Source organism: Bradyrhizobium sp. ARR65, from assembly GCF_000472385.1.
In the GTDB taxonomy this organism is placed as follows: Bacteria; Pseudomonadota; Alphaproteobacteria; order Rhizobiales; family Xanthobacteraceae; genus Bradyrhizobium.
In genome coordinates, this window is sequence record NZ_AWZU01000059.1 from 17,909 (window position 1) to 37,107 (window position 19,199).

16 protein-coding genes and 1 riboswitch are annotated in these 19,199 nt (G+C 63.2%); of the genes, 7 read left to right on the top strand and 9 right to left on the bottom strand.

What is annotated here, in order from left to right; genetic code table 11:
* Nucleotides 1-6 precede the first annotated feature (6 nt).
* Both gcvH and gcvT read right to left on the bottom strand, forming a co-directional pair.
* The gene (gene gcvH, locus F758_RS0137440) at nt 7-372 is read right to left on the bottom strand and encodes a glycine cleavage system protein GcvH (protein ID WP_024512645.1); all 366 of its coding nucleotides are present in this window, start codon (nt 370-372) and stop codon (nt 7-9) included.
* Between the two features lie 10 nt (nt 373-382).
* Entirely contained in the window at nt 383-1,528 is a 1,146-nt protein-coding gene (gcvT, locus tag F758_RS0137445) for a glycine cleavage system aminomethyltransferase GcvT (protein WP_024512646.1), read from the bottom strand.
* 135 nt (nt 1,529-1,663) lie between these two features.
* Nucleotides 1,664-1,754: riboswitch (glycine riboswitch) on the bottom strand.
* 198 nt (nt 1,755-1,952) lie between these two features.
* On the opposite strand from gcvT, the gene alaS reads away from it, so the two are divergent.
* Nucleotides 1,953-4,625 carry an alanine--tRNA ligase gene (alaS, locus tag F758_RS0137450; protein ID WP_024512647.1) on the top strand — a complete coding sequence of 891 codons (2,673 nt, stop codon included), beginning with the start codon at nt 1,953-1,955 and terminating at the stop codon, nt 4,623-4,625.
* Nucleotides 4,626-4,709: 84 nt separating this feature from the next.
* Here alaS and ilvD read toward each other — a convergent pair whose 3' ends face one another.
* From ilvD to F758_RS0137465, 3 genes are all read right to left on the bottom strand, one after another.
* Nucleotides 4,710-6,551 (bottom strand): dihydroxy-acid dehydratase, encoded by a 1,842-nt coding sequence (gene ilvD / locus F758_RS0137455; RefSeq protein WP_024512648.1) that lies wholly within the window; start codon nt 6,549-6,551, stop codon nt 4,710-4,712.
* Nucleotides 6,552-6,874: 323 nt separating this feature from the next.
* Nucleotides 6,875-7,381, bottom strand: coding sequence for a DUF3455 domain-containing protein (locus F758_RS0137460; RefSeq protein WP_024512649.1), 507 nt, complete (start codon nt 7,379-7,381; stop codon nt 6,875-6,877).
* Between the two features lie 146 nt (nt 7,382-7,527).
* The gene (locus tag F758_RS0137465) at nt 7,528-8,745 is read right to left on the bottom strand and encodes an NADP-dependent isocitrate dehydrogenase (RefSeq protein WP_024512650.1); all 1,218 of its coding nucleotides are present in this window, start codon (nt 8,743-8,745) and stop codon (nt 7,528-7,530) included.
* A gap of 335 nt (nt 8,746-9,080) precedes the next feature.
* On the opposite strand from F758_RS0137465, the gene F758_RS0137470 reads away from it, so the two are divergent.
* Nucleotides 9,081-10,283: a TrmJ/YjtD family RNA methyltransferase gene (locus F758_RS0137470; RefSeq protein ID WP_024512651.1), complete on the top strand. Its 1,203-nt coding sequence runs from the start codon at nt 9,081-9,083 to the stop codon at nt 10,281-10,283.
* Between the two features lie 11 nt (nt 10,284-10,294).
* Here the strand turns inward: F758_RS0137470 and F758_RS0137475 are convergent, their stop codons facing one another.
* From F758_RS0137475 to F758_RS0137490, 4 genes are all read right to left on the bottom strand, one after another.
* The gene (locus F758_RS0137475; RefSeq protein ID WP_024512652.1) at nt 10,295-11,050 is read right to left on the bottom strand and encodes an ABC transporter permease; all 756 of its coding nucleotides are present in this window, start codon (nt 11,048-11,050) and stop codon (nt 10,295-10,297) included.
* Nucleotides 11,047-11,868, bottom strand: coding sequence for an ABC transporter ATP-binding protein (locus F758_RS0137480; RefSeq protein WP_084305997.1), 822 nt, complete (start codon nt 11,866-11,868; stop codon nt 11,047-11,049). The genes F758_RS0137475 and F758_RS0137480 overlap by 4 nt, the downstream gene beginning before the upstream one ends.
* A 2-nt stretch (nt 11,869-11,870) precedes the next feature.
* On the bottom strand, nt 11,871-12,845 hold the full coding sequence (locus F758_RS0137485) for an ABC transporter substrate-binding protein (RefSeq protein ID WP_035724484.1): 975 nt from the start codon (nt 12,843-12,845) through the stop codon (nt 11,871-11,873).
* 240 nt (nt 12,846-13,085) lie between these two features.
* Entirely contained in the window at nt 13,086-13,751 is a 666-nt protein-coding gene (locus F758_RS0137490) for a TetR/AcrR family transcriptional regulator (RefSeq protein WP_024512655.1), read from the bottom strand.
* Nucleotides 13,752-13,977: 226 nt separating this feature from the next.
* On the opposite strand from F758_RS0137490, the gene F758_RS0137495 reads away from it, so the two are divergent.
* The 5 genes from F758_RS0137495 (at nt 13,978) to ntrB (ending at nt 19,117) form a co-directional block, all read left to right on the top strand.
* Nucleotides 13,978-14,520, top strand: coding sequence for an OsmC family protein (locus tag F758_RS0137495; RefSeq protein ID WP_024512656.1), 543 nt, complete (start codon nt 13,978-13,980; stop codon nt 14,518-14,520).
* Nucleotides 14,521-14,551: 31 nt separating this feature from the next.
* A complete protein-coding gene (locus F758_RS0137500; protein ID WP_024512657.1) occupies nt 14,552-15,676 on the top strand; it encodes an acyl-CoA dehydrogenase family protein in 1,125 nt (374 codons plus the stop codon).
* A 60-nt stretch (nt 15,677-15,736) separates the two neighbouring features.
* A complete protein-coding gene (locus F758_RS0137505; RefSeq protein ID WP_024512658.1) occupies nt 15,737-16,615 on the top strand; it encodes a sulfurtransferase in 879 nt (292 codons plus the stop codon).
* A gap of 71 nt (nt 16,616-16,686) precedes the next feature.
* Nucleotides 16,687-18,066 (top strand): CmpA/NrtA family ABC transporter substrate-binding protein, encoded by a 1,380-nt coding sequence (locus F758_RS0137510; protein ID WP_024512659.1) that lies wholly within the window; start codon nt 16,687-16,689, stop codon nt 18,064-18,066.
* Between the two features lie 211 nt (nt 18,067-18,277).
* Complete coding sequence (ntrB, locus tag F758_RS0137515) at nt 18,278-19,117, top strand: nitrate ABC transporter permease (RefSeq protein ID WP_024512660.1); 840 nt, start codon at nt 18,278-18,280, stop codon at nt 19,115-19,117.
* Nucleotides 19,118-19,199 lie beyond the last annotated feature (82 nt).

The following is a 19,199-nucleotide window of genomic DNA, read 5'->3' on the forward strand; positions in this document are numbered from 1 at the left end:
ATGCTCTCACGCCGTGTGCGCCTTGTAGGCGGCCTCATCCATCAGGCCGCCGAGTTCGTTTCTGTCGGCAATCTTGATCTTGAAGAACCAGGCCTTTCCTTCCGCATCGGAATTGACCAGCGCGGGTTCGGAACTGAGCTCCTCGTTCACTTCAAGCACCTCGCCCGAGATTGGCGCGTAGACATCGGAGGCGGCTTTCACGGACTCGACGACTGCGGCGGCCTCCGCCTTCTTCAGCGTGCGGCCAGCCTTGGGCAGGTCGACGAAGACGACATCGCCGAGCTGCTGTTGCGCGTAATCGGTGATCCCTACCGTTGCGACATCGCCCTCGATGCGGAGCCATTCGTGGTCGGAGGTGAACAGCGTGGTCATGTGATGTCCTTCAGCGCTTGTAGGTGTTGGGAACGAAGGGTGTGGCGGCGACGCGCACGGGCAGGCGCTGCCCACGCACTTCCGCAAAAAGCTGGGTCCCGTTGGGCGAAAGCTGCGTGGGTACGTAGCCCATTGCGACCGGCGCATTGAGGGTGGGGCCAAAGCCGCCCGAAGTGACCGTGCCGATCGGTTCGGATGCGGTTTGATTGGCAAACAGCAGCGCACCCTCGCGCACCGGCGCTCGACCCTCCGGCTTCAAGCCGATGCGGCGCCGTGGGGCGCCAATGGCCAATTGGCTGAGGATCGTGTCCGCGCCGAAAAAGCCGCCGGCGCGTGCGCCGCCTTGGCGGCGGCTCTTCTGCATCGACCATTCCAGCGCCGCCTCGATCGGCGTGGTCGTGGTGTCGATGTCGTGACCGTAGAGGCAAAGCCCGGCCTCGAGCCGCAAGCTGTCGCGCGCCCCTAACCCTATCGGCAGAACGTCAGGATCTTGCAGCAGCGCCTTGGCGAGCTGTTCCGCCTGTTGCGCCGGGACCGAAATCTCAAAACCGTCCTCGCCGGTATAGCCCGAGCGGGACACGAAGCAGTCAAGGCCCGCAACCTTGCGCGGCCCGGCATCCATGAATCGTAGGCCCGGTGCCTCCGCACAGAATTTCGCCAATATGGATTCGGCCCTCGGTCCTTGCAGGGCCAGCAGTGCGCGGTCGGCGAGCGGCTCGACCAGGCACGAACCCGACACATGCGCGCGCAGATGCGCTTCATCGGCGCCCTTGCAGGCGGCGTTCACCACCACGAAGAGGTGGTCGCCGAAATTGGCAACCATGAGATCATCGAGAATGCCGCCTTGCTCGTTGGTGAATTGCGCATAGCGCTGGCGGCCGGCGGCGAGCGCCAAAAGATCCTGCGGCACCAGCCGCTCGAGCGCCAGCGCCGCATCTTCAACCCGGCCCGATTTCGCGCGCAGCGCGATCTGGCCCATATGGGACACGTCGAACAGCCCGGCCTTTTGCCTTGTATGGAGGTGTTCCTTCAAAACCCCGGCTGCATATTGCACGGGCATCTCGTAGCCCGCGAACGGCACCATCTTGGCGCCGAGCGACACATGAAGGGCATGGAGGCGAGTGCGTTTTAGGGGGATGTCATCACGCGCAAGCATCAGGAGGCCCTCCGTGGTTCCCGGGGACCATCCCCGACAACCCTTTGAGCCCCATCTGTCGCTTTGCCTGAGAGTATTATCCCGTCGGCGGACGCTTCAGGCCAAGAGCCCTCGGCGTCTCTTTCCAGATGCTGTCAAAGCCACACGGTCCTTTTGCCTGAGAGTTTCCGGGGCGGTTGCTCCTTCGGCGCCGGCATCAAAGCCGGTCTCTCCCGACATGGCTGTCTTGAATAGATAGGAGGGAAACACGACCTGTACCAGGCTGTCAACGCGGCGCAGCATCTATCAACGAACTTTACGCTTTCGCGGCAAGTCCATGATCCGCCTGCACAGTTTCTGGACAGCGCGGCTGCCCTTGTCTAAAAGCGTTGCGCCGGAAAACCATTAATTTTGTGGGTACGGCCAGCTTTCCGATTGGATGAATATGACAGGCGTCAACGACATCAGGTCGACTTTTCTGAACTTCTTTGCCCAAAACGGCCATGAGATCGTGCCGTCGTCGCCGCTCGTGCCGCGCAACGACCCGACCCTGATGTTCACGAACGCCGGCATGGTGCAGTTCAAGAACGTCTTCACGGGCGTCGAGAAGCGGCCCTACTCGCGCGCCACCACCTCGCAGAAATGCGTGCGCGCCGGCGGCAAGCACAACGACCTCGACAACGTCGGCTATACCGCGCGGCATCACACCTTTTTCGAGATGCTCGGCAATTTCTCGTTCGGCGATTACTTCAAGGATCGCGCGATCGAGCTTGCCTGGAAGCTGGTGACGACGGAGTTCGGTCTGCCGAAGGACAAGCTGTGGGCGACCGTCTATATCGAGGACGATGAGGCGTTCGGCCTCTGGAAGAAGATCTCGGGCCTGCCGGAGTCGCGCATCATCCGCATCGCGGGTTCCGACAATTTCTGGCAGATGGGCGATACTGGCCCGTGCGGGCCCTGCTCGGAAATCTTCTATGACCACGGCGACAAGGTCTGGGGCGGCCCGCCCGGCTCGCCGGAGGCCGATGGCGACCGCTACATCGAGATCTGGAATCTCGTGTTCATGCAGTTCGAGCAGTTCGAGGACGGCAAGCGCGTGCCGCTGCCCAAGCCCTCGATCGACACCGGGGCTGGGCTCGAGCGCGTCGCAGCGGTGCTCCAGGGCAAGCACGACAATTACGACATCGATCTCTTCGTCTCGCTGATCCGCGCCATCTCCGATCTGACCGGCGCCAACCCGAACGGCCCGCACAAGGCGTCCCTGCGCGTGATCGCCGATCACCTGCGCGCGTCCTCCTTCCTGATCGCCGACGGCGTGCTGCCGTCCAACGAAGGCCGCGGCTATGTATTGCGCCGGATCATGCGCCGCGCCATGCGCCACGCGCAGCTTTTGGGCGTGCAGGAGCCCTTGATGCATCGCCTGGTCTGGGCGCTGGTGCGCGAGATGGGCCAGGCCTACCCCGAGCTGGTGCGTGCGGAGAATTTGATCGAGGAGACCCTGCGGCTGGAAGAGACCCGTTTCCGCAAAACCTTGGAGCGCGGCCTTGCCATCCTGGATGAGAAGAGCGCGGCCCTGAAGAAGGGCGACATGTTCGACGGCGACACCGCGTTCACGCTGTACGACACCTACGGCTTCCCGCTCGATCTGACGCAGGACGCGCTGAAGTCGCGCGGCATCGGCGTCGATGTGGCGGCCTTCACGGACGCCATGGATCGCCAGCGCGAGAAGGCGCGTGCGGCCTGGGCTGGCTCGGGCGAGGCCGCGACCGAGAGCGTGTGGTTTCCGCTGCGTGAGAAGCTGGGCGCGACCGAGTTCCTGGGCTATGAAACCGAGGCTGCGGAAGGCGTGGTCGCGGCGCTGGTCAAGGACGGCCAGGAGGTCGAAAGCCTGAAAGCCGGCGAGAGCGGTGCGATCGTTTTGAACCAGACGCCGTTTTATGCGGAATCCGGCGGCCAGGTTGGCGATACTGGCGTGATGCTCGGTGAAGGCGCGAAATTCCGCGTCACCGACACGCAGAAGAAGGCCGGCGACCTCTTCGTGCATCTGGGCACGGTGGAGCAGGGCACGCTGAAGCTCGGCACCGCGCTGCAGCTGGATGTCGACCATGCGCGACGTACGGCGATCCGACGCAACCATTCGGCGACGCATCTGTTGCACGAGGCGCTCCGGCAGGTGCTCGGCGATCACATCGCCCAGCGCGGTTCGCTGGTCGCGCCCGACCGCCTGCGCTTCGATTTCGCGCATCCCAAGCCGATCACTCCGGAAGAGCTGGCGCGTGTCGAAGACATCGCCAACGAGGTGGTGCTGGAGAACGACGAGGTCACCACGCGCCTGATGGCGCTGGACGAGGCCCGTGAGGCCGGCGCCCGCGCGCTGTTCGGCGAGAAGTATGGTGATGAGGTGCGCGTGGTGTCGATGGGTAAGGGATCGCGCGAGCACGGCGAGAACGCGCTTGGGTGGTCGGTCGAGCTCTGCGGCGGCACTCATGTCCGCCGCACCGGCGATATCGGCCTGATCTCAGTGACGAGCGAAAGCGCGGTGTCCTCCGGCGTCCGCCGCATCGAGGCGCTGACCGGGCGCGGCGCGCGCAAGCACGCCAACGACGTGATGGGCCTCGCCAAGACCGCGGCCGCCGAGTTGCGTACGACGGTCGAGGACGTGCCGGCGCGCATTGCCGCGCTCCTCGATGAGCGCAAGAAGCTCGAGCGCGACTTGTCGGATGCGCGCAAGAAGCTCGCCATGGGCGGCGGCGCTTCCGGCAATGGTGCTGCGGGAGCCGTGCGCGAGGTCGGCAACGTCAAGCTCATGGCGCGCGCGGTCGAAGGGATTGAGATGAAGGATCTCAAGAGCCTCGCGGACGACGGCAAGAAGCAGCTCGGCTCCGGCGTGGTCGCCATCGTCGGTGTCACCGGCGACGGCAAGGCCGGCGTCGTGGTCGGCGTCACGCCCGATCTCACCGCGCGCTACAACGCGGTCGACCTGGTGCGCATCGCTTCCGAAGCGCTCGGCGGCAAGGGCGGCGGCGGCCGCCCGGACATGGCACAGGCCGGCGGCCCGGATGGGGCCAAGGCGAGCGCGGCGCTTGAGGCGATCGAGAGGGCGATGGCGGGGGTGTGAACCGACGCTCGCAGCTATCTGAACCGTCATCCTCGGAGGCGCCTCAGGGGTGACGGTGATAGTTTGGAACGCGCGATAACCACCCTAATCCTTCACCACCCGCACTGCGCCGCGCGCGGCGCTGGTCGCGAGCGCGGCATACGCCTTGAGAGCAGTCGACACCCTGCGAGTCCGCTTCGCAGGTTTCCAGGCCTTGTCGCCCCTGGCCTCCATCGCCACGCGGCGCTGCACCAGCTCTGCTTCATCCACGGCGAGATGGATGGAGCGCGCGGGGATGTCGATCTCGATCCGGTCGCCGTCCTGCACCAGGCCGATGAGGCCGCCTTCGGCGGCTTCCGGCGAAACGTGGCCGATCGACAGGCCCGAGGTGCCGCCCGAGAAGCGGCCATCGGTGATCAGCGCGCAGGCTTTGCCGAGCCCCTTCGATTTCAGGTAGCTGGTCGGATAAAGCATTTCCTGCATGCCGGGACCGCCGCGCGGTCCCTCATAGGTGATCACCACGACATCGCCAGGCTTGATCTTGTTGGTCAGGATCGCCTCGACCGCGGCATCCTGGCTTTCCAGCACACGGGCGGGTCCTGAGAACTTCAGGATGCTGGCATCGACGCCGGCGGTCTTTACGATGCAGCCATCGATCGCCAAGTTGCCGTACAACACCGCAAGGCCGCCATCGCGAGAATAGGCGTGCTCGATATCGCGGATGCAACCCGTGCTGCGATCGAGGTCGAGCTCGTCGAACCGGCGGTCCTGGCTGAAGGCCGTTTGCGTCGGCACGCCGCCGGGTGCTGCCTTATAGAAATTCCGCACGCTGTCGCTCTTGGTGCGGCGAATGTCCCAGCGCTCGAGCGCGGACGCGAGCGTCGCTGAGTGAACGCTTGGAAGGTCGGAGTGAATGAGGCCGGCGCGGTCGAGCTCGCCCAGGATCGCCATCACGCCGCCGGCGCGGTGCACGTCTTCCAGGTGCACGTCTGCCACCGAGGGGGCGACCTTGCAGAGCACCGGCACTTTCCGCGAGAGGCGGTCGATATCCTTCATGGTGAAGGGTACCTCGCCCTCATAAGCTGCGGCCAAAAGATGCAGCACGGTGTTGGTCGAGCCACCCATGGCGATGTCGAGGCTCATGGCGTTCTCGAAGGCCCTAGCGTTCGCGATGCTGCGCGGCAGGACGCTTTCATCGTCCTGCTCGTAATAGCGCCGCGCGAGGTCGACGATGAGATGACCGGCCTCGATGAACAGGCCCTTGCGGTCGGCATGGGTTGCGAGCACCGAGCCGTTGCCCGGCAGCGAGAGGCCCAGCGCCTCGGTGAGGCAGTTCATCGAATTGGCGGTGAACATGCCCGAACAGGAGCCGCAGGTCGGGCATGCCGAGCGCTCCATCACCTCGACCTCACTGTCGCTGACATGCTCGTCGGCGGCCGCCACCATCGCATCGATCAGGTCGACCGATTTGATCTTGCCCTTGAGGTTGACCTTGCCCGACTCCATTGGTCCCCCGGAGACGAACACGGTGGGGATGTTGAGGCGGAGCGCCGCCATCAGCATGCCGGGCGTGATCTTGTCGCAATTGGAGATGCAGACCAGCGCGTCCGCGCAATGCGCATTGACCATGTATTCGACGCTGTCGGCGATCAGCTCGCGCGAGGGCAGGCTGTAGAGCATGCCATCATGGCCCATGGCGATGCCGTCGTCGACCGCGATGGTGTTGAACTCTTTTGCTACCCCGCCGGCCTTCTCGATCTCGCGCGCCACGAGCTGGCCGAGGTCCTTCAGATGGACATGCCCGGGCACGAACTGGGTGAAGGAGTTGGCGACCGCGATGATCGGTTTGCCGAAATCCTCGTTCGTCATCCCGGTGGCGCGCCACAGGCCGCGAGCCCCGGCCATGTTGCGGCCATGGGTGGTGGTCCGGGAGCGATAGGTCGGCATGGCGTTTCTCCGATATTGTTGGCCGGGCGATCTGAAGACCGGCGGCAATCCAACAGTCAAGCGAGCCTTTACAAGGAAGCCGCCGGGGATGCGACCGGCAATTTCGCGGTCCAGCGATGCCATGCTTGGCGGTTCATCGGCCGGGTCCGGAGGCGGTGCGCAGCGGCTACAGCGTCCCCCTGAGGGGCCTCGAAGCTCGATGGCGTATTAGAGCATCCGCTCCGGCGGCGGCAAGGGCGGACCCGGCTGGCATCGTGGCAGGCATCAGCGGCTTGAGGGCGCGATGCAGGAGGACCGGTCTTGCATCCGGTCAACTGTAACGCTCAATCCTTGCGCAGGAAAATGTAATCCGCTGTATAGGGCATGGCGCGGGTTGCGGTCGGCCGGTCGCATGAACCTGCCATGGCACCGCCAATGGTGTTGATCCGCTGCACGGTATCGACGTCGGCGAGCAAGCCGTTGCCGCGATGGGAGACCACTTCGAGCTTCAGCCAGGAAACGTCGGCGGCGGTCTTGCCAGGCACGCTGGCTTGCATCTTGCCGACCACGGCGCTGCCGTCGTTGAGCTGCCATGTCGGGCCGGCGAAGTGACGGCCGGCGATCTTGCCATCCGTGATCAACGTCGCGGCCGGCTCGCGGAGCGTCCAGACCTGCTTGCCGTCGGAGCCCGCCTTGCATTCATAGATCTGCTGGCCGTCCGCATGGACAGTGAGCACCGCTCTTTCGCCGGGAGCGGCCAGCGCTTCGGGAAGCGGGGACTCGGCGGCGTGAGCGCTTAGAGGCAGGAGCAGCAGAAGGAGGGCAGGGACGAGTTTCTCGATTAGCCGCATGGTCGTGCCCCCTTTTTCTCCGTCATTCCGGGGCGGTGCGAAAGCACCGAGCCCGGAATCTCGAGATTCCGGGTTCGCGTCTTCGACGCGCCCCGGAATGACACTGTGTGGCTTCGTTCGCTAAGAGGTCAAACGAACGTGGCGCCCTACGCTGCCGCCATCGCTTTTTCGAGATTGGCCGCAACCTTGTCCAGGAAGCCAGTCGTCGATAGCCAGCGCTGGTCGGCGCCGACCAGGAGCGCGAGGTCCTTGGTCATGTAGCCATCCTCGACGGTCTGCACGCAGACCTTCTCCAGCGTGTCGGCAAATTTCGCCAGCTCCGGATTGTCGTCGAGCTTGGCGCGATGTCCGAGTCCGCGCGTCCAGGCAAAGATGGAGGCGATGGAATTGGTCGAGGTCTCCTTGCCCTTCTGGTGCTCGCGATAGTGGCGCGTCACGGTGCCATGGGCGGCTTCCGCCTCCATGGTCTTGCCGTCCGGCGTCATCAGCACCGAGGTCATCAGGCCGAGCGAGCCATAGCCCTGCGCCACGGTGTCCGACTGCACGTCGCCGTCATAGTTCTTGCAGGCCCAGACATAGCCGCCCGACCACTTCAGTGCCGCCGCCACCATGTCGTCGATCAGGCGGTGCTCGTAGGTGATCTTCTTGGCCTCGAACTGCGCCTTGAACTCCTTGTCGAAGATCTCCTGGAAAATGTCCTTGAAGCGGCCGTCATAGACCTTGAGGATGGTGTTCTTGGTCGAGAGATAGACCGAGTAATTGCGCGCGAGCCCCATGTTGAAGGACGCGCGGGCAAAATCGGCGATGGAATCGTCGAGATTGTACATCTCCATCGCAACACCCGCTCCCGGCGCCTTGAACACTTCGCGCTCGATCACCGTGCCGTCCTCGCCGACGAATTTCAGCGACAGCGTGCCCTTGCCGGGGAACCTGATGTCGGTCGCGCGGTACTGGTCGCCGTAAGCGTGGCGGCCGATGATGATCGGCTTGGTCCAGCCCGGCACCAGGCGTGGCACGTTCTTGCAGATGATCGGCTCACGGAACACGACGCCGCCTAGGATGTTGCGGATGGTGCCGTTCGGCGACTTCCACATCTCCTTCAGGTTGAACTCCTTCACCCGGGCCTCGTCGGGGGTGATGGTGGCGCATTTCACGCCGACGCCGACCTTCTTGATGGCATTGGCGGCATCGATAGTGACCTGATCGTTGGTTTTGTCGCGGTACTCGATCCCGAGGTCGAAATACATCAGGTTGATGTCAAGGAAGGGGTGGATCAGCTTGTCCTTGATGTACTTCCAGATGATCCGGGTCATCTCGTCGCCATCGAGGTCGACGACGGGGTTGGTCACCTTGATTTTTGCCATAAGCTTAAGGCCTTTCGGGAACAGCGTTTTGAAGGCGGGTTAATTGTCCGCGCGCGTCATAGCACTGCCAAACGGCGCACGGAAGGTGAGGGGTTATGCAGTTTCCGCGCATCTTTTGGCCGATCGAAGCCCGGTCCGCGCCGCTGCCGGCGGCAGATCGCAGAGGGGGCTTGACGGGAGCTCCATCCCCGATTCAAAAGCCGAATCTAACATCATAATTTTCCTTGAGAAATCGCGCCGGACAGGCCAACGGGAATGGCTCGGGCATTTTGAAACAGCGCCTTCAAAGCCCGATTCAACTTCAACGTCCTCAGATTTGATCGGAAAGCTAAAGCGTGACCGGTTCGGGCACCGACAAGACCAAGGCTGGCTATGAGCTCGCCGGCCCCGTGATCATCCTGGTCGAGCCGCAGCTCGGCGAGAACATCGGCATGGCTGCGCGCGCCATGGGCAATTTTGCGCTGTCGCGGCTACGCCTGGTCAATCCGCGCGACGGCTGGCCGAATGTCAGCGCCCAGCGCGCCGCGGCCGGAGCCGATCATATTCTCGATCATGTCGAGCTGTTCGACTCGGTCGCTGACGCCGTAGCCGACCTCGACCTGTTGTTTGCCACCACCGCGCGTGCCCATGACCAGGCCAAGCCGGTGGTGGGGCCGGAAGCCGCGGCGCGGGAGATCGTGAGCCGTGTCGGCTCCGGAGGGAAGGCCGGCATCCTGTTCGGGCGCGAGCGCTGGGGGCTGACGAATGAGGAGGTGGCGCGCGCCAACCGCATCATCACCTTTCCGGTCAATCCCGGCTTTGCCTCACTGAACCTCGCCCAGGCCGTGCTCTTGATGGGCTATGAGTGGTTCAAGCTATCGACGGGCGGGGGACTTCCCTTCGACAAGCCCGAGCGCTCGCCGCCGGCCACGCAGCACCAGATCGACGCGTTCTTTGAAAACCTGGTGCGGGAGCTCGACAAGGTCGAGTTCCTGCGGCCCGCCGAAAAGCGCGAGACCATGCTGGTGAACCTGCGCAACATCTTCACCCGCATGGACCCGTCCAAGCAGGACATGCACACGCTGCACGGCGTGGTGATGGCGATCGCGGAAGGACGCAAGGGCCCGGCCAAGGGCGGAGTGCTCGACAGCGAACAGGCGACCCGGCTTCGGGCGCTGCTCGCCGAGCACGGGCGCGGCGTGCCGCCGCATGAAAGCGGCACGGTGCGCGGCCTGGCACGGCTGCTCCGGCGCAACCCGACCGATGCCGAGCGCATGCTCTGGCAGGCCTTGACCCGCGACCGCCGCTTTGCCGGCAAGTTCAAGCGCCAGACGCCGATCGGGCGGCATATCCCGGACTTCGTCTCCTTCGTGCACCGGATCGCGATCGAGCTGGTTAACGAAAGCGAGAGCGAAACCATTGTGCATGACCGGCAGGTGCGGCGTGCCTGGCTCGAGCAGCGCGGCTACCGCGTGATCGAAATGAAGGCGGCCGACGTGGAGCGTGAACTGGAGAGCGAGCTCGCGCGGCTGCAGGACATCATTTCAGGTCCAGAGTAGCGTGGTATCGGTCACCGCCCGGCCCAGTGCACGAACCGGTTCTCGATCAGCAAAAACAGCAGATTCAGCGAATAACCGAGCGCGCCGGCGGCGAAGATCGCGGCATACATGCCGGGCATGTCGAATAGCTGTTGCGCCTCGAACACGCGCTGCCCGAGCCCGTCGGTCGATCCGATGAACATCTCGGCCACCACGATGATCACCAGCGCCAGCGATACCCCGTTGCGCAGGCCCACAAAGGTCTGCGGCAGCGATTCGAGCAGCATCACGTCGAACAGCACCCGCGTGGGCGAGGCTCCCATCACCTTGGCCGCCAGCAGGCGTGTCTTGCGGGCATTCATGACGCCATAGGCGACGTTGAATAGAATCACCAGCGCCGCGCCGAAGGCGGCGACCGAAACCTTGGTGCGATCGCCGACGCCGAACAGCACCAGGAACAGCGGAAACATCGCGGAAGCCGGCGTGGAGCGGAAGAAATCGATCAGGAATTCCACCGAACGATAGACCCTCTCGGACGCGCCGAGCAGAATGCCGAGCGGGATCGCGATCCCTGCGGCAATCGCTGTGGAGGCGATGGTGCGCACCACCGTCTTGAGAAAATCGGCGCCGAGCTTGCCACTGGTCATGCCTTCCCACAGGGTGCGGAAAGTTGCGAAGGGCGAGGGCAGCAGCACTGGATCGACCAGCTTGAGCGCACTCACCAGCTCCCACGCGGTGAGCAGGATGGCGACGCCGATCAGCGGCAGCAATGCTTTAGCCTTCTTCATCCGCGCTGCACCTCCTGCTGAAACAACCTGAGGCAATGCGCCTTGGTCGCGACGAAGTCCGGCTCCGATATGGTCTTGTCGGAGCGGGGCCGCGGAGCTGCGTAAGGCACGAATTCGACCACGCGTGCCGGGGCGCGCGAGAGCAGCAGCACGTAATCTGAGAGATAGACAGCTTCTTCAAGATCGTGCGACACCAGCACCATGGTGGTCGCGGTCTCCATGAACACGCGCTGGAGCTGGTCGCGCATGAACAGCGTCATCTCGTAGTCCAGTGCAGAGAACGGCTCGTCGAGAAAGAGAATTTCCGGCTCGACGATCAACGCGCGCATGATGGACACGAGCTGCTGCTGGCCACCGGAAAGCTGGTAGGGGTAGAGCGCAAGATCGATCTTGACGCCGAGATGGGTGGAGAGGCGCTCGACGCGAGCGTCACGCTCGCCCTTCGCCAGTCCCATCAGCTTCAAAGGATAGGCGATGTTGTCGAAGGCGCGCAGCCAGGGGAATAGCGCCTCACGATAATTCTGGAACACATAGCCGAACTTCACCTGCTTCAAGGGTCGGCCATCGAACAGCACTTCGCCGTCGTCCATCGGAACCAGCCCTGCGATCATGTTGATCAGCGTGCTCTTGCCGCAGCCGTTCGGGCCGAACACCGAGATCAGTTTGCCGCGCGGGATATCGAAATCGAAGCGATCGTAGATCGCGGTGTCTTCATAGTGCTTGGTCAACCCACGGATCGTGACATGCGGGGCGGTGCGGCGAGAGTCATCGAACACCGCGGCAGGCCGCGTCGCGATGGTCGGGTGAGGGTTGTTCACGTTCAAAACTTCTGCAGGAATTTCGTGGCGTCCACTTTTTCTGGTACGACACCGATCGAGGTACCGAAGTCCGCAAGCGCCTGCAGATCGGCGAGCTGCTCCTTGCTCATGTCGCTCACCATCACATAACCGAGCATCGGCACCACATCGACGATACTGTCCGGCGTGAACGTATTCTTGGCGAGATGTTTTCGCGCCTCATCCGGATTGGCGCTGATGAAGGAGATGGCCTTGGCCCAGGCTGCGGCAAAGCGCTTTGCCACATCCGGGCGTCTCTCGATGAAGTCGCCGGTCATGGCGCAGCCGGCGGCATAGGCGTTGGCCTGTTCGCTGCCTAGGATGTATTTCGAGATCACGCCGGCCTCGAGCGTGCGCGCCACGCCCGCTTTCACCATCATCGAGGCGTTGGGCTCGAGCGTATAGCCGCCGTCGAAGGCGCCTGAGATCATCGCGTTTACGTGCTGGCCCATGTCGAGCTGATCGATGGTGTAGTTGCCCTCCTTCAAGCCGTTCTTGGCCAGGATCGCTTTTGCGGTGTTGAGATTGGCGGGGCCGGGCGCCGACATCAATTTGGCGCCCCTGAGTTCGGCGATCGAATGTGCGGGAAAGCCGGTGCGCACCACGAACTGTTCCATCTTCCAGACCTTGGTTTGGCTGTTGAGCGCGATGTATTTTGCCACTCCCGGCTTCTTGACGTTGGCGTTCAGCCCCTCGAGCGTGACCAGCACGGCCGAGACGTCGATCTGATTGGTCATCATGGCCGCGACATTGGGCGGGCCGCCCATCAGCTTGATCATTTCCGGCTCGATGTTCTCTTCCTTGAAGAAGCCGCGCTCCAGCGCAACGAAGTAGGGCAGCGATGATGAAACCGGGAACACGCCAACCGTCACCTTGTCGCCTGCCCGCGATGGGGCGGGCTGGGCGGCAAAAACCGCAAGCAGGACAAGCATTAGCGCGGCTCTGATCGCAAATCTCATGCGCAAATCCTAGAAGCGAGAGTTCTCGAAGGAAGAGCAAGAAATGTGCCGTCCCGGCCAAAAAACGAGCCGCGATCCGCAACACCGTCGCTGCCAGGGGACGAAGCTTGGCTAATGTCGGCCGGTTCAACCGGGACTAATCCGCCGGCGCGGGGGTTCTACTCCTCGCGCGAACCATAAGCTTCAAACAAGCTAGGGCGGACAGGTCACTTGTCCGGGGCGACGTGAGTTCAGCTATGATCAAACCGCAAGCAATCGCGCAGGCGCCGTCGCGCGCTTCTGCTTCCTCTTCGCCGGCTCGAACAGCGAGCAGGCGGCAAGGCCAGCAGTGTCGGCCACATCGGGATCGCGCGACACCATCGCGGCGACGATCGCACCGTCGATGAGTAGCGCCAGTTGATGCGCCAGAACGTCGGGCTCGGCCGCGCCCATCTCGCGCGCGAGCTTTTCGATGTGAGCGAGCACGACCTTCTTGTGCCGGATAGCAATCGCGCGAAACTGCTTCTGGTCCTTATCGTGCTCGCCGACCGCGTTGATGAAGGGGCAGCCGTAGAAGCGCTCCTCGCCGAACCAGCTCTTCAGCGCCGGAAAGATCCGCGTCAGCTTGGTCTGCGCGTCGCCGCCACCCGATTCGATGGCGCCGATGAACCATTCGCGCCATTGCCGGCCTTCATTCTCCAGCACCGCGTGCACGAGATTGGTCTTCGAGCCGAACAATTTGTAGAGCGTGGTCTTCGCCGTGCCGGCCTGCTCGATGATCGCATCGATGCCGGTGGCATTGATGCCGTTCTTGCAGAACAGATGCGTCGCCGCGCTCAACAGCCGTCCGCGCGCCGATTCCTCATCGATCGCAGCCGCGCCGGCAACGGCTTTCTTCCTTGCAAGTGGTTTGCCCGCTTTGGCCATGCGCCTCACTTAATCGAACCGCGGCGAAATCATCAAGCCGCATCTTGCCTGCGTCCAAAGTAATCGCGCTGCAGCAGCATTTGCATCACCTTTGGGCAAGCGGCGACTGAGCAATCCCTTCGCGGCAACCGCTAACCATCGACAACGCTTCGGCTTTTGTTTTGGCCGGAGTCTGGCACGCTTCGTGCAGGAAACAGACCGTTCGGTATCCCTATGGAGAAACGTGATGACCGCGGTCGTCCAGAAAACTGCACTCACCGGCTGCCTTGCGCCGATCGACAAACAAGGGCTCGAGCAGCTCATCGCGAGCGGCAAGGCCAACCCCAAGGTCATCAAGACCTTGAAATGCAAGACGGTCGCCGAAGGCAAATTTCGCCACGCCAACTATATCCGCAACCTGCCGCCCTACATCGTCGACGAGCCGCCGGGCCTTCTGGGTGACGACACCGCGCCCAATCCTTCCGAGGCCTCGCTGGCCGCGCTCGGCTCCTGTCTTGCCGTCGGGCTGCATGCCAATGCGGTGCACCGCGGCTGGACCGTCAACAAGCTGGAGCTCGAACTCGAGGGCGATCTCAACATCACCGCGGTGTGGGGCACCGGCGACGTCAGCGAGAAGCCGGTCGGCTTCACCGATGTTCGCGTCAAAGTCGACATGGAGTGCGAGGGCGTCCCGCAAGCCGAGATCGCCGCGCTGGTCGAGCACGTGAAGAAGTGGTCGCCGGTCGCCAACACCTTCATGCGGCCGGTCAATCTGGACGTCGGCATCTGACGGCGTGCAGGTGAAATCGGCGGAGGGTTCCATGAGTTCAAAGGCTGCATCGGTTCTCGCTCCCGTCCAGGATGATGGGACCTCCGCGACATCGATCACCGAGGAAGTTGCCGCGATCTCGCGCAAGGTGCTGGCGCCGCTGGCCGGTGCGATCGATGACGGCTCCATCTATCCGGAGGAATTGCTCCGGCGTTTCGGCTGCGCCGGCGCCTGGAGCAGCCACCTTCCGAAGAATGGCGCCGCCGATCTGCGCTGCGCCATTCAGTCGATGGCGGCGATCGGCGAGGTCTGCGGCGCGACGGCCTTCATGGCCTGGTGCCAGAACACGCTGGTCTGGTACGCCGCCAACTCCGACAATCCCAAGCTGCTCGCGAAATTCGCCGGCGATTTTGCCAGCGGCAAGCTGCTCGGCGGCACCGGCCTCTCCAATCCGATGAAGAGTTTCTTCGGCATCGAGAAGCTCAAGCTCAGGGGATACAAAGTGGATGGCGGCTATGTCGTGCGCGGCGCGCTGCCCTGGGTCTCCAATCTCGGTCCCAACCATTTCTTCGGCACGATCTTCGAGCGCGAGGATCAGCCGGGCGAGATCGTGATGTTTCTCGCCGATTGTTCCAATCCGGCGATCACGCTGCAGCCCTGCAATCCGTTCCTCGCCATGGACGGCACCGGCACTTACGGCGTTCAATTCCGTGACGCATTCGCGCCCGACGAGCTGATCCTGGCCGATCCCGCTGGACCATTCGTGAAGAAGATCCGCGCCGGATTCATCCTGCTCCAGGCCGGCATGGCGCTCGGCCTGATCAAGGACTGCATCAATATCATGGACGAAGTGGAGCCGCCGCTTGGCCACATCAACCGCTATTTGCCGCAGCAGCCGGTGCAGTTCAGGGATCTGTTTTCCGAGCTCGAACACGAAACCATGGCGCTAGCGCGCGAGCCCTACAATCCGGATGAGACCTATTGGCGCAAGGTCGTCGCGCTGCGCCTGCGCGCGGGTGATGCTTCGGTCGCGGCCGCGCATGCGGCGATGCTCCATTGCGGCGCGCGGGGCTACCTGAAGAGCCACCGCGCTCAGCGTCGCCTGCGCGAGGCCTATTTCGTCGCGATCGTGACGCCCGCTACCAAGCAGCTTCGCAAGATGCTGGCCGAGGCCTGAGCTTCACGAGCGACTTCGTTTCGATCCCCACCTGCCAACCGCAACTAGGAGAGGCTTGCCATGTCGGATGTACTGATTTCTGCCAGCGAACTCGCCGATCTCTTGAAGACGGAGCCGTGTGTGCTCATCGACACCCGCAATCCCGACGCCTATGGCGCGGGCCATCTCCCCGATGCCGTCAATGTGCATGACATCTTCACCTATCTTGCGACATCGACCCCGGAAGGCATTGCCGAACTGAAGTCAAAGTTCGCCGAGGCCTTCGGCGCGGCCGGGCTGTCGGGCAGCGAAACCGCCGTCGTCTATGAGCAATCGATGAACTCCGGCTTCGGCCAGTCCTGCCGCGGCTACTATCTCCTTACCATGCTCGGCTATCCCAAGGTGAAGGTGCTGCACGGCGGCTACGACGCCTGGGCCGCCGCCGGCTTGCCGACCACGACGGACGCGCCGTCGCCGGTGAAGGCTTCGTTCTCGATTGTGCCGGAAGCCGGCGAGATCCTGATCGACGCCAAGACCATGCTGGCGGCGGTCGGCGATCACGGTATCGCCATTCTCGATGTCCGCGATGTCGACGAGTGGATCGGCGAAAGTTCGTCTCCGTACGGCAAGGATTTCTGCCCGCGCAAGGGTCGCATCCCCGGCGCGGTATGGCTGGAATGGTATCGCATGATGAAGCCGACGGCGGAGGGGCCGCGCTTCAAGTCGAAAGACAAGATCCTCGCCGAATGCGCGACCGTCGGCATCAGCCAGACCACACCGGTCTATCTCTACTGCTTCAAGGGTGCGCGCGCCTCCAACACCTTCCTGGCGCTGAAGAACGCCGGTGTGAAGGATGTGCGCATGTATTTCGGCTCATGGAACGAATGGTCGCGCGATCCCTCGCTGCCGATCGAAGAAGGCCTGCCTACTGCGAAATCTGTGACCAGCCAGGCGGCATAGATTCTGCATGGCTTTTTCCGTCCGGCCGCGCGGATGACGGCCGGACGGGAAACAGGGGCCAAGTGGGGACTATGGCGATTTTTGATGATCCTTTTGATGCGGAGCGTGACTTGCCGGGTTGTGTTTGCGGGCAGCATCGGTCGGCGAGCGAGCATGAGCAGGCAGCGCTGGCGCTGCGCTGCGAGCCGGCGGATAGCGACGAAAGGCGCTACGAACGCGTTGTTGCCTCCGCCGTCATGCGCGCCGTGTTTCCACATGATGCGACGCGCCGGGCCTTCTTGAAATCGGTCGGTGCGTCGACCGCGCTCGCAGCGCTCTCGCAATTCTTCCCGCTGAAAACGGCGACCGAACTGTTTGCCGATACTGGGGCGCCTGAGAAGAAGGATCTCAAGGTCGGATTTATTCCGATCACCTGCGCAACGCCGATCATCATGGCCGCACCGCTCGGCTTCTATGCCAAGCACGAGCTCAATGTTGAGGTCGTCAAGACCGCCGGCTGGGCCGTGATCCGCGACAAAACCATCAACAAGGAATACGACGCCTCGCATATGCTGGCGCCGATGCCGATCGCGATTACGCTCGGGCTCGGCGCGCAGCCGATCCCGTTCGCCGTGCCCGCGATCGAAAACATCAACGGGCAGGGGATCACGCTCGCGCTCAAGCATAAGGACAGGCGCAATCCGAAAGACTGGAAAGGCATGAAGTTCGCCATTCCGTTCGACTACTCCATGCACAATTACCTGCTACGCTACTATCTCGCCGAGCACGGGCTCGATCCTGACACCGATGTGCAGTTGCGCGCAGTGCCGCCACCGGAAATGGTCGCCAATCTGCGCGCCGATAACATCGACGGCTTCCTGGCGCCCGATAATGTCTGCCAGCGCGCGATTTATGACGGCGTCGGCTTCCTGCACACCCTGTCCAAGGAAATCTGGGACGGCCATCCGTGCTGCAGTTTTTCGGCGAGCCGCGAGTTCATCGCAGGCGCTCCGAACAGTTTTGCCGCGCTGACGCGTGCGATCGTGGATGCCACGGCTTTTGCGTCGAAAGCCGAGAACCGCAAGCAGATCGCGGAGGCGATCGCGCCCGCCAATTACATCAATGCGCCGGTCACGGTACTCGAGCAGGTGTTGACCGGTACCTATGCCGACGGCCTGGGCGGCATCAAGACCGATCCCAAGCGCGTCGATTTCGATCCGTTCCCCTGGCAGTCCTTCGCGGTCTGGATGCTCACGCAGATGAAGCGCTGGGGCCAGATCAAGGGCGATATCGACTATAAGACGGTGGCCGAGCAGGTGTATCTTGCGACCGACACCAACAAGCTGATGGCCGAGATGGGCCTGACCCCGCCTGCGAGCGCCTACAAATCGTTCTCGGTGATGGGCAAGACGTTCGATCCCGACAAGCCGGACGATTATCTCGCAAGCTTCAAGATCAGGAGGGCGTCGTGACAAGCATTGAAATCGCTCTGTCTTCACCTCGCCCCGCTCGCGGGGAGAGGTCGCAATGCATCGGCGATGCATTGCGGGCGAGGGGGACCCCCCGCGAACTCGGTGCGCGGCGACTCCCGCTCACCCCAGCCCCGACAGAGCAAGCTTCGCTCGCCTCAGCGCCGCATCCGCCTTCACTAGAGCTTCGGCGGACAGGCGCGGGGAGAGGGAGATGAGCGCCTCACTTCGTCCTCGCGCGGCGATCGTGTCGGTGCTGCTGTTTATCGTTTTCATCGGCGTCTGGCACCTCGCCACGCGCAGCTCGGCATCGGTCGCGACCATGAGCCCGGAATACGCCAAGCTGATGGGAGCACAAGCGACCGAAGGCAAATCGGCGATGCCGGGGCCACTCGATGTCGGCGCAAAACTCTGGGAGCATTTGCGGCGGCCGTTCTATGACAATGGGCCGAACGACAAGGGTCTCGGCATCCAGCTCGGCTATTCCATCGCGCGCGTCGGCTTAGGCTATCTGCTCGCCGTGATCATTGCCATTCCGCTCGGCTTCCTGGTCGGCATGTCACCCCTAATCAGCCGCGCGCTCGATCCGTTCATCCAGATCCTCAAGCCCATCTCGCCGCTCGCCTGGATGCCGCTCGCGCTCTACACCATCAAGGATTCCGGCCTGTCGGCCATCTTCGTGATCTTCATCTGCTCGGTGTGGCCTATGCTGATCAATACCGCCTTCGGCGTTGCGAGTGTCCGCAAGGAATGGATCAATGTGGCGCGCACGCTGGAGGTCGGCACCATCAGGCGTGCCTTCACTGTGATCCTCCCGGCCGCAGCGCCCACGATCCTGACCGGCATGCGCATCTCCATCGGCATCGCCTGGCTTGTGATCGTCGCGGCCGAAATGCTCGTGGGCGGCACCGGTATCGGCTATTTCGTCTGGAACGAGTGGAATAATCTTTCCATCACCAATGTCATCATTGCTATCTTCCTGATCGGTCTGGTTGGCATGTTGCTGGACCAGATCCTCGCGCGCTTCGCGCACCTCGTGACTTTCCCGGAGTGAGCGATGAACGATGGTCCGGACGCGGCGCTGATTTCACCTCGCCCCGCTTGCGGGGAGAGGTCGACGCGCGAAGCGCGTCGGG

Bases quoted from the DNA above. Each gene is read 5' to 3' on its own strand.
- ntrB (WP_024512660.1), top strand. From the start codon at position 18,278: ATGAGCGCCTCACTTCGTCCTCGCGCGGCGATCGTGTCGGTGCTGCTG.
- F758_RS0137460 (WP_024512649.1), bottom strand. From the start codon at position 7,381: ATGCGGCTAATCGAGAAACTCGTCCCTGCCCTCCTTCTGCTGCTCCTG.
- alaS (WP_024512647.1), top strand. From the start codon at position 1,953: ATGACAGGCGTCAACGACATCAGGTCGACTTTTCTGAACTTCTTTGCC.
- F758_RS0137485 (WP_035724484.1), bottom strand. From the start codon at position 12,845: ATGAGATTTGCGATCAGAGCCGCGCTAATGCTTGTCCTGCTTGCGGTT.
- F758_RS0137495 (WP_024512656.1), top strand. From the start codon at position 13,978: ATGACCGCGGTCGTCCAGAAAACTGCACTCACCGGCTGCCTTGCGCCG.
- F758_RS0137465 (WP_024512650.1), bottom strand. From the start codon at position 8,745: ATGGCAAAAATCAAGGTGACCAACCCCGTCGTCGACCTCGATGGCGAC.
- F758_RS0137505 (WP_024512658.1), top strand. From the start codon at position 15,737: ATGTCGGATGTACTGATTTCTGCCAGCGAACTCGCCGATCTCTTGAAG.
- F758_RS0137510 (WP_024512659.1), top strand. From the start codon at position 16,687: ATGGCGATTTTTGATGATCCTTTTGATGCGGAGCGTGACTTGCCGGGT.
- gcvT (WP_024512646.1), bottom strand. From the start codon at position 1,528: ATGCTTGCGCGTGATGACATCCCCCTAAAACGCACTCGCCTCCATGCC.
- F758_RS0137490 (WP_024512655.1), bottom strand. From the start codon at position 13,751: ATGGCCAAAGCGGGCAAACCACTTGCAAGGAAGAAAGCCGTTGCCGGC.
- F758_RS0137500 (WP_024512657.1), top strand. From the start codon at position 14,552: ATGAGTTCAAAGGCTGCATCGGTTCTCGCTCCCGTCCAGGATGATGGG.
- gcvH (WP_024512645.1), bottom strand. From the start codon at position 372: ATGACCACGCTGTTCACCTCCGACCACGAATGGCTCCGCATCGAGGGC.
- ilvD (WP_024512648.1), bottom strand. From the start codon at position 6,551: ATGCCGACCTATCGCTCCCGGACCACCACCCATGGCCGCAACATGGCC.
- F758_RS0137475 (WP_024512652.1), bottom strand. From the start codon at position 11,050: ATGAAGAAGGCTAAAGCATTGCTGCCGCTGATCGGCGTCGCCATCCTG.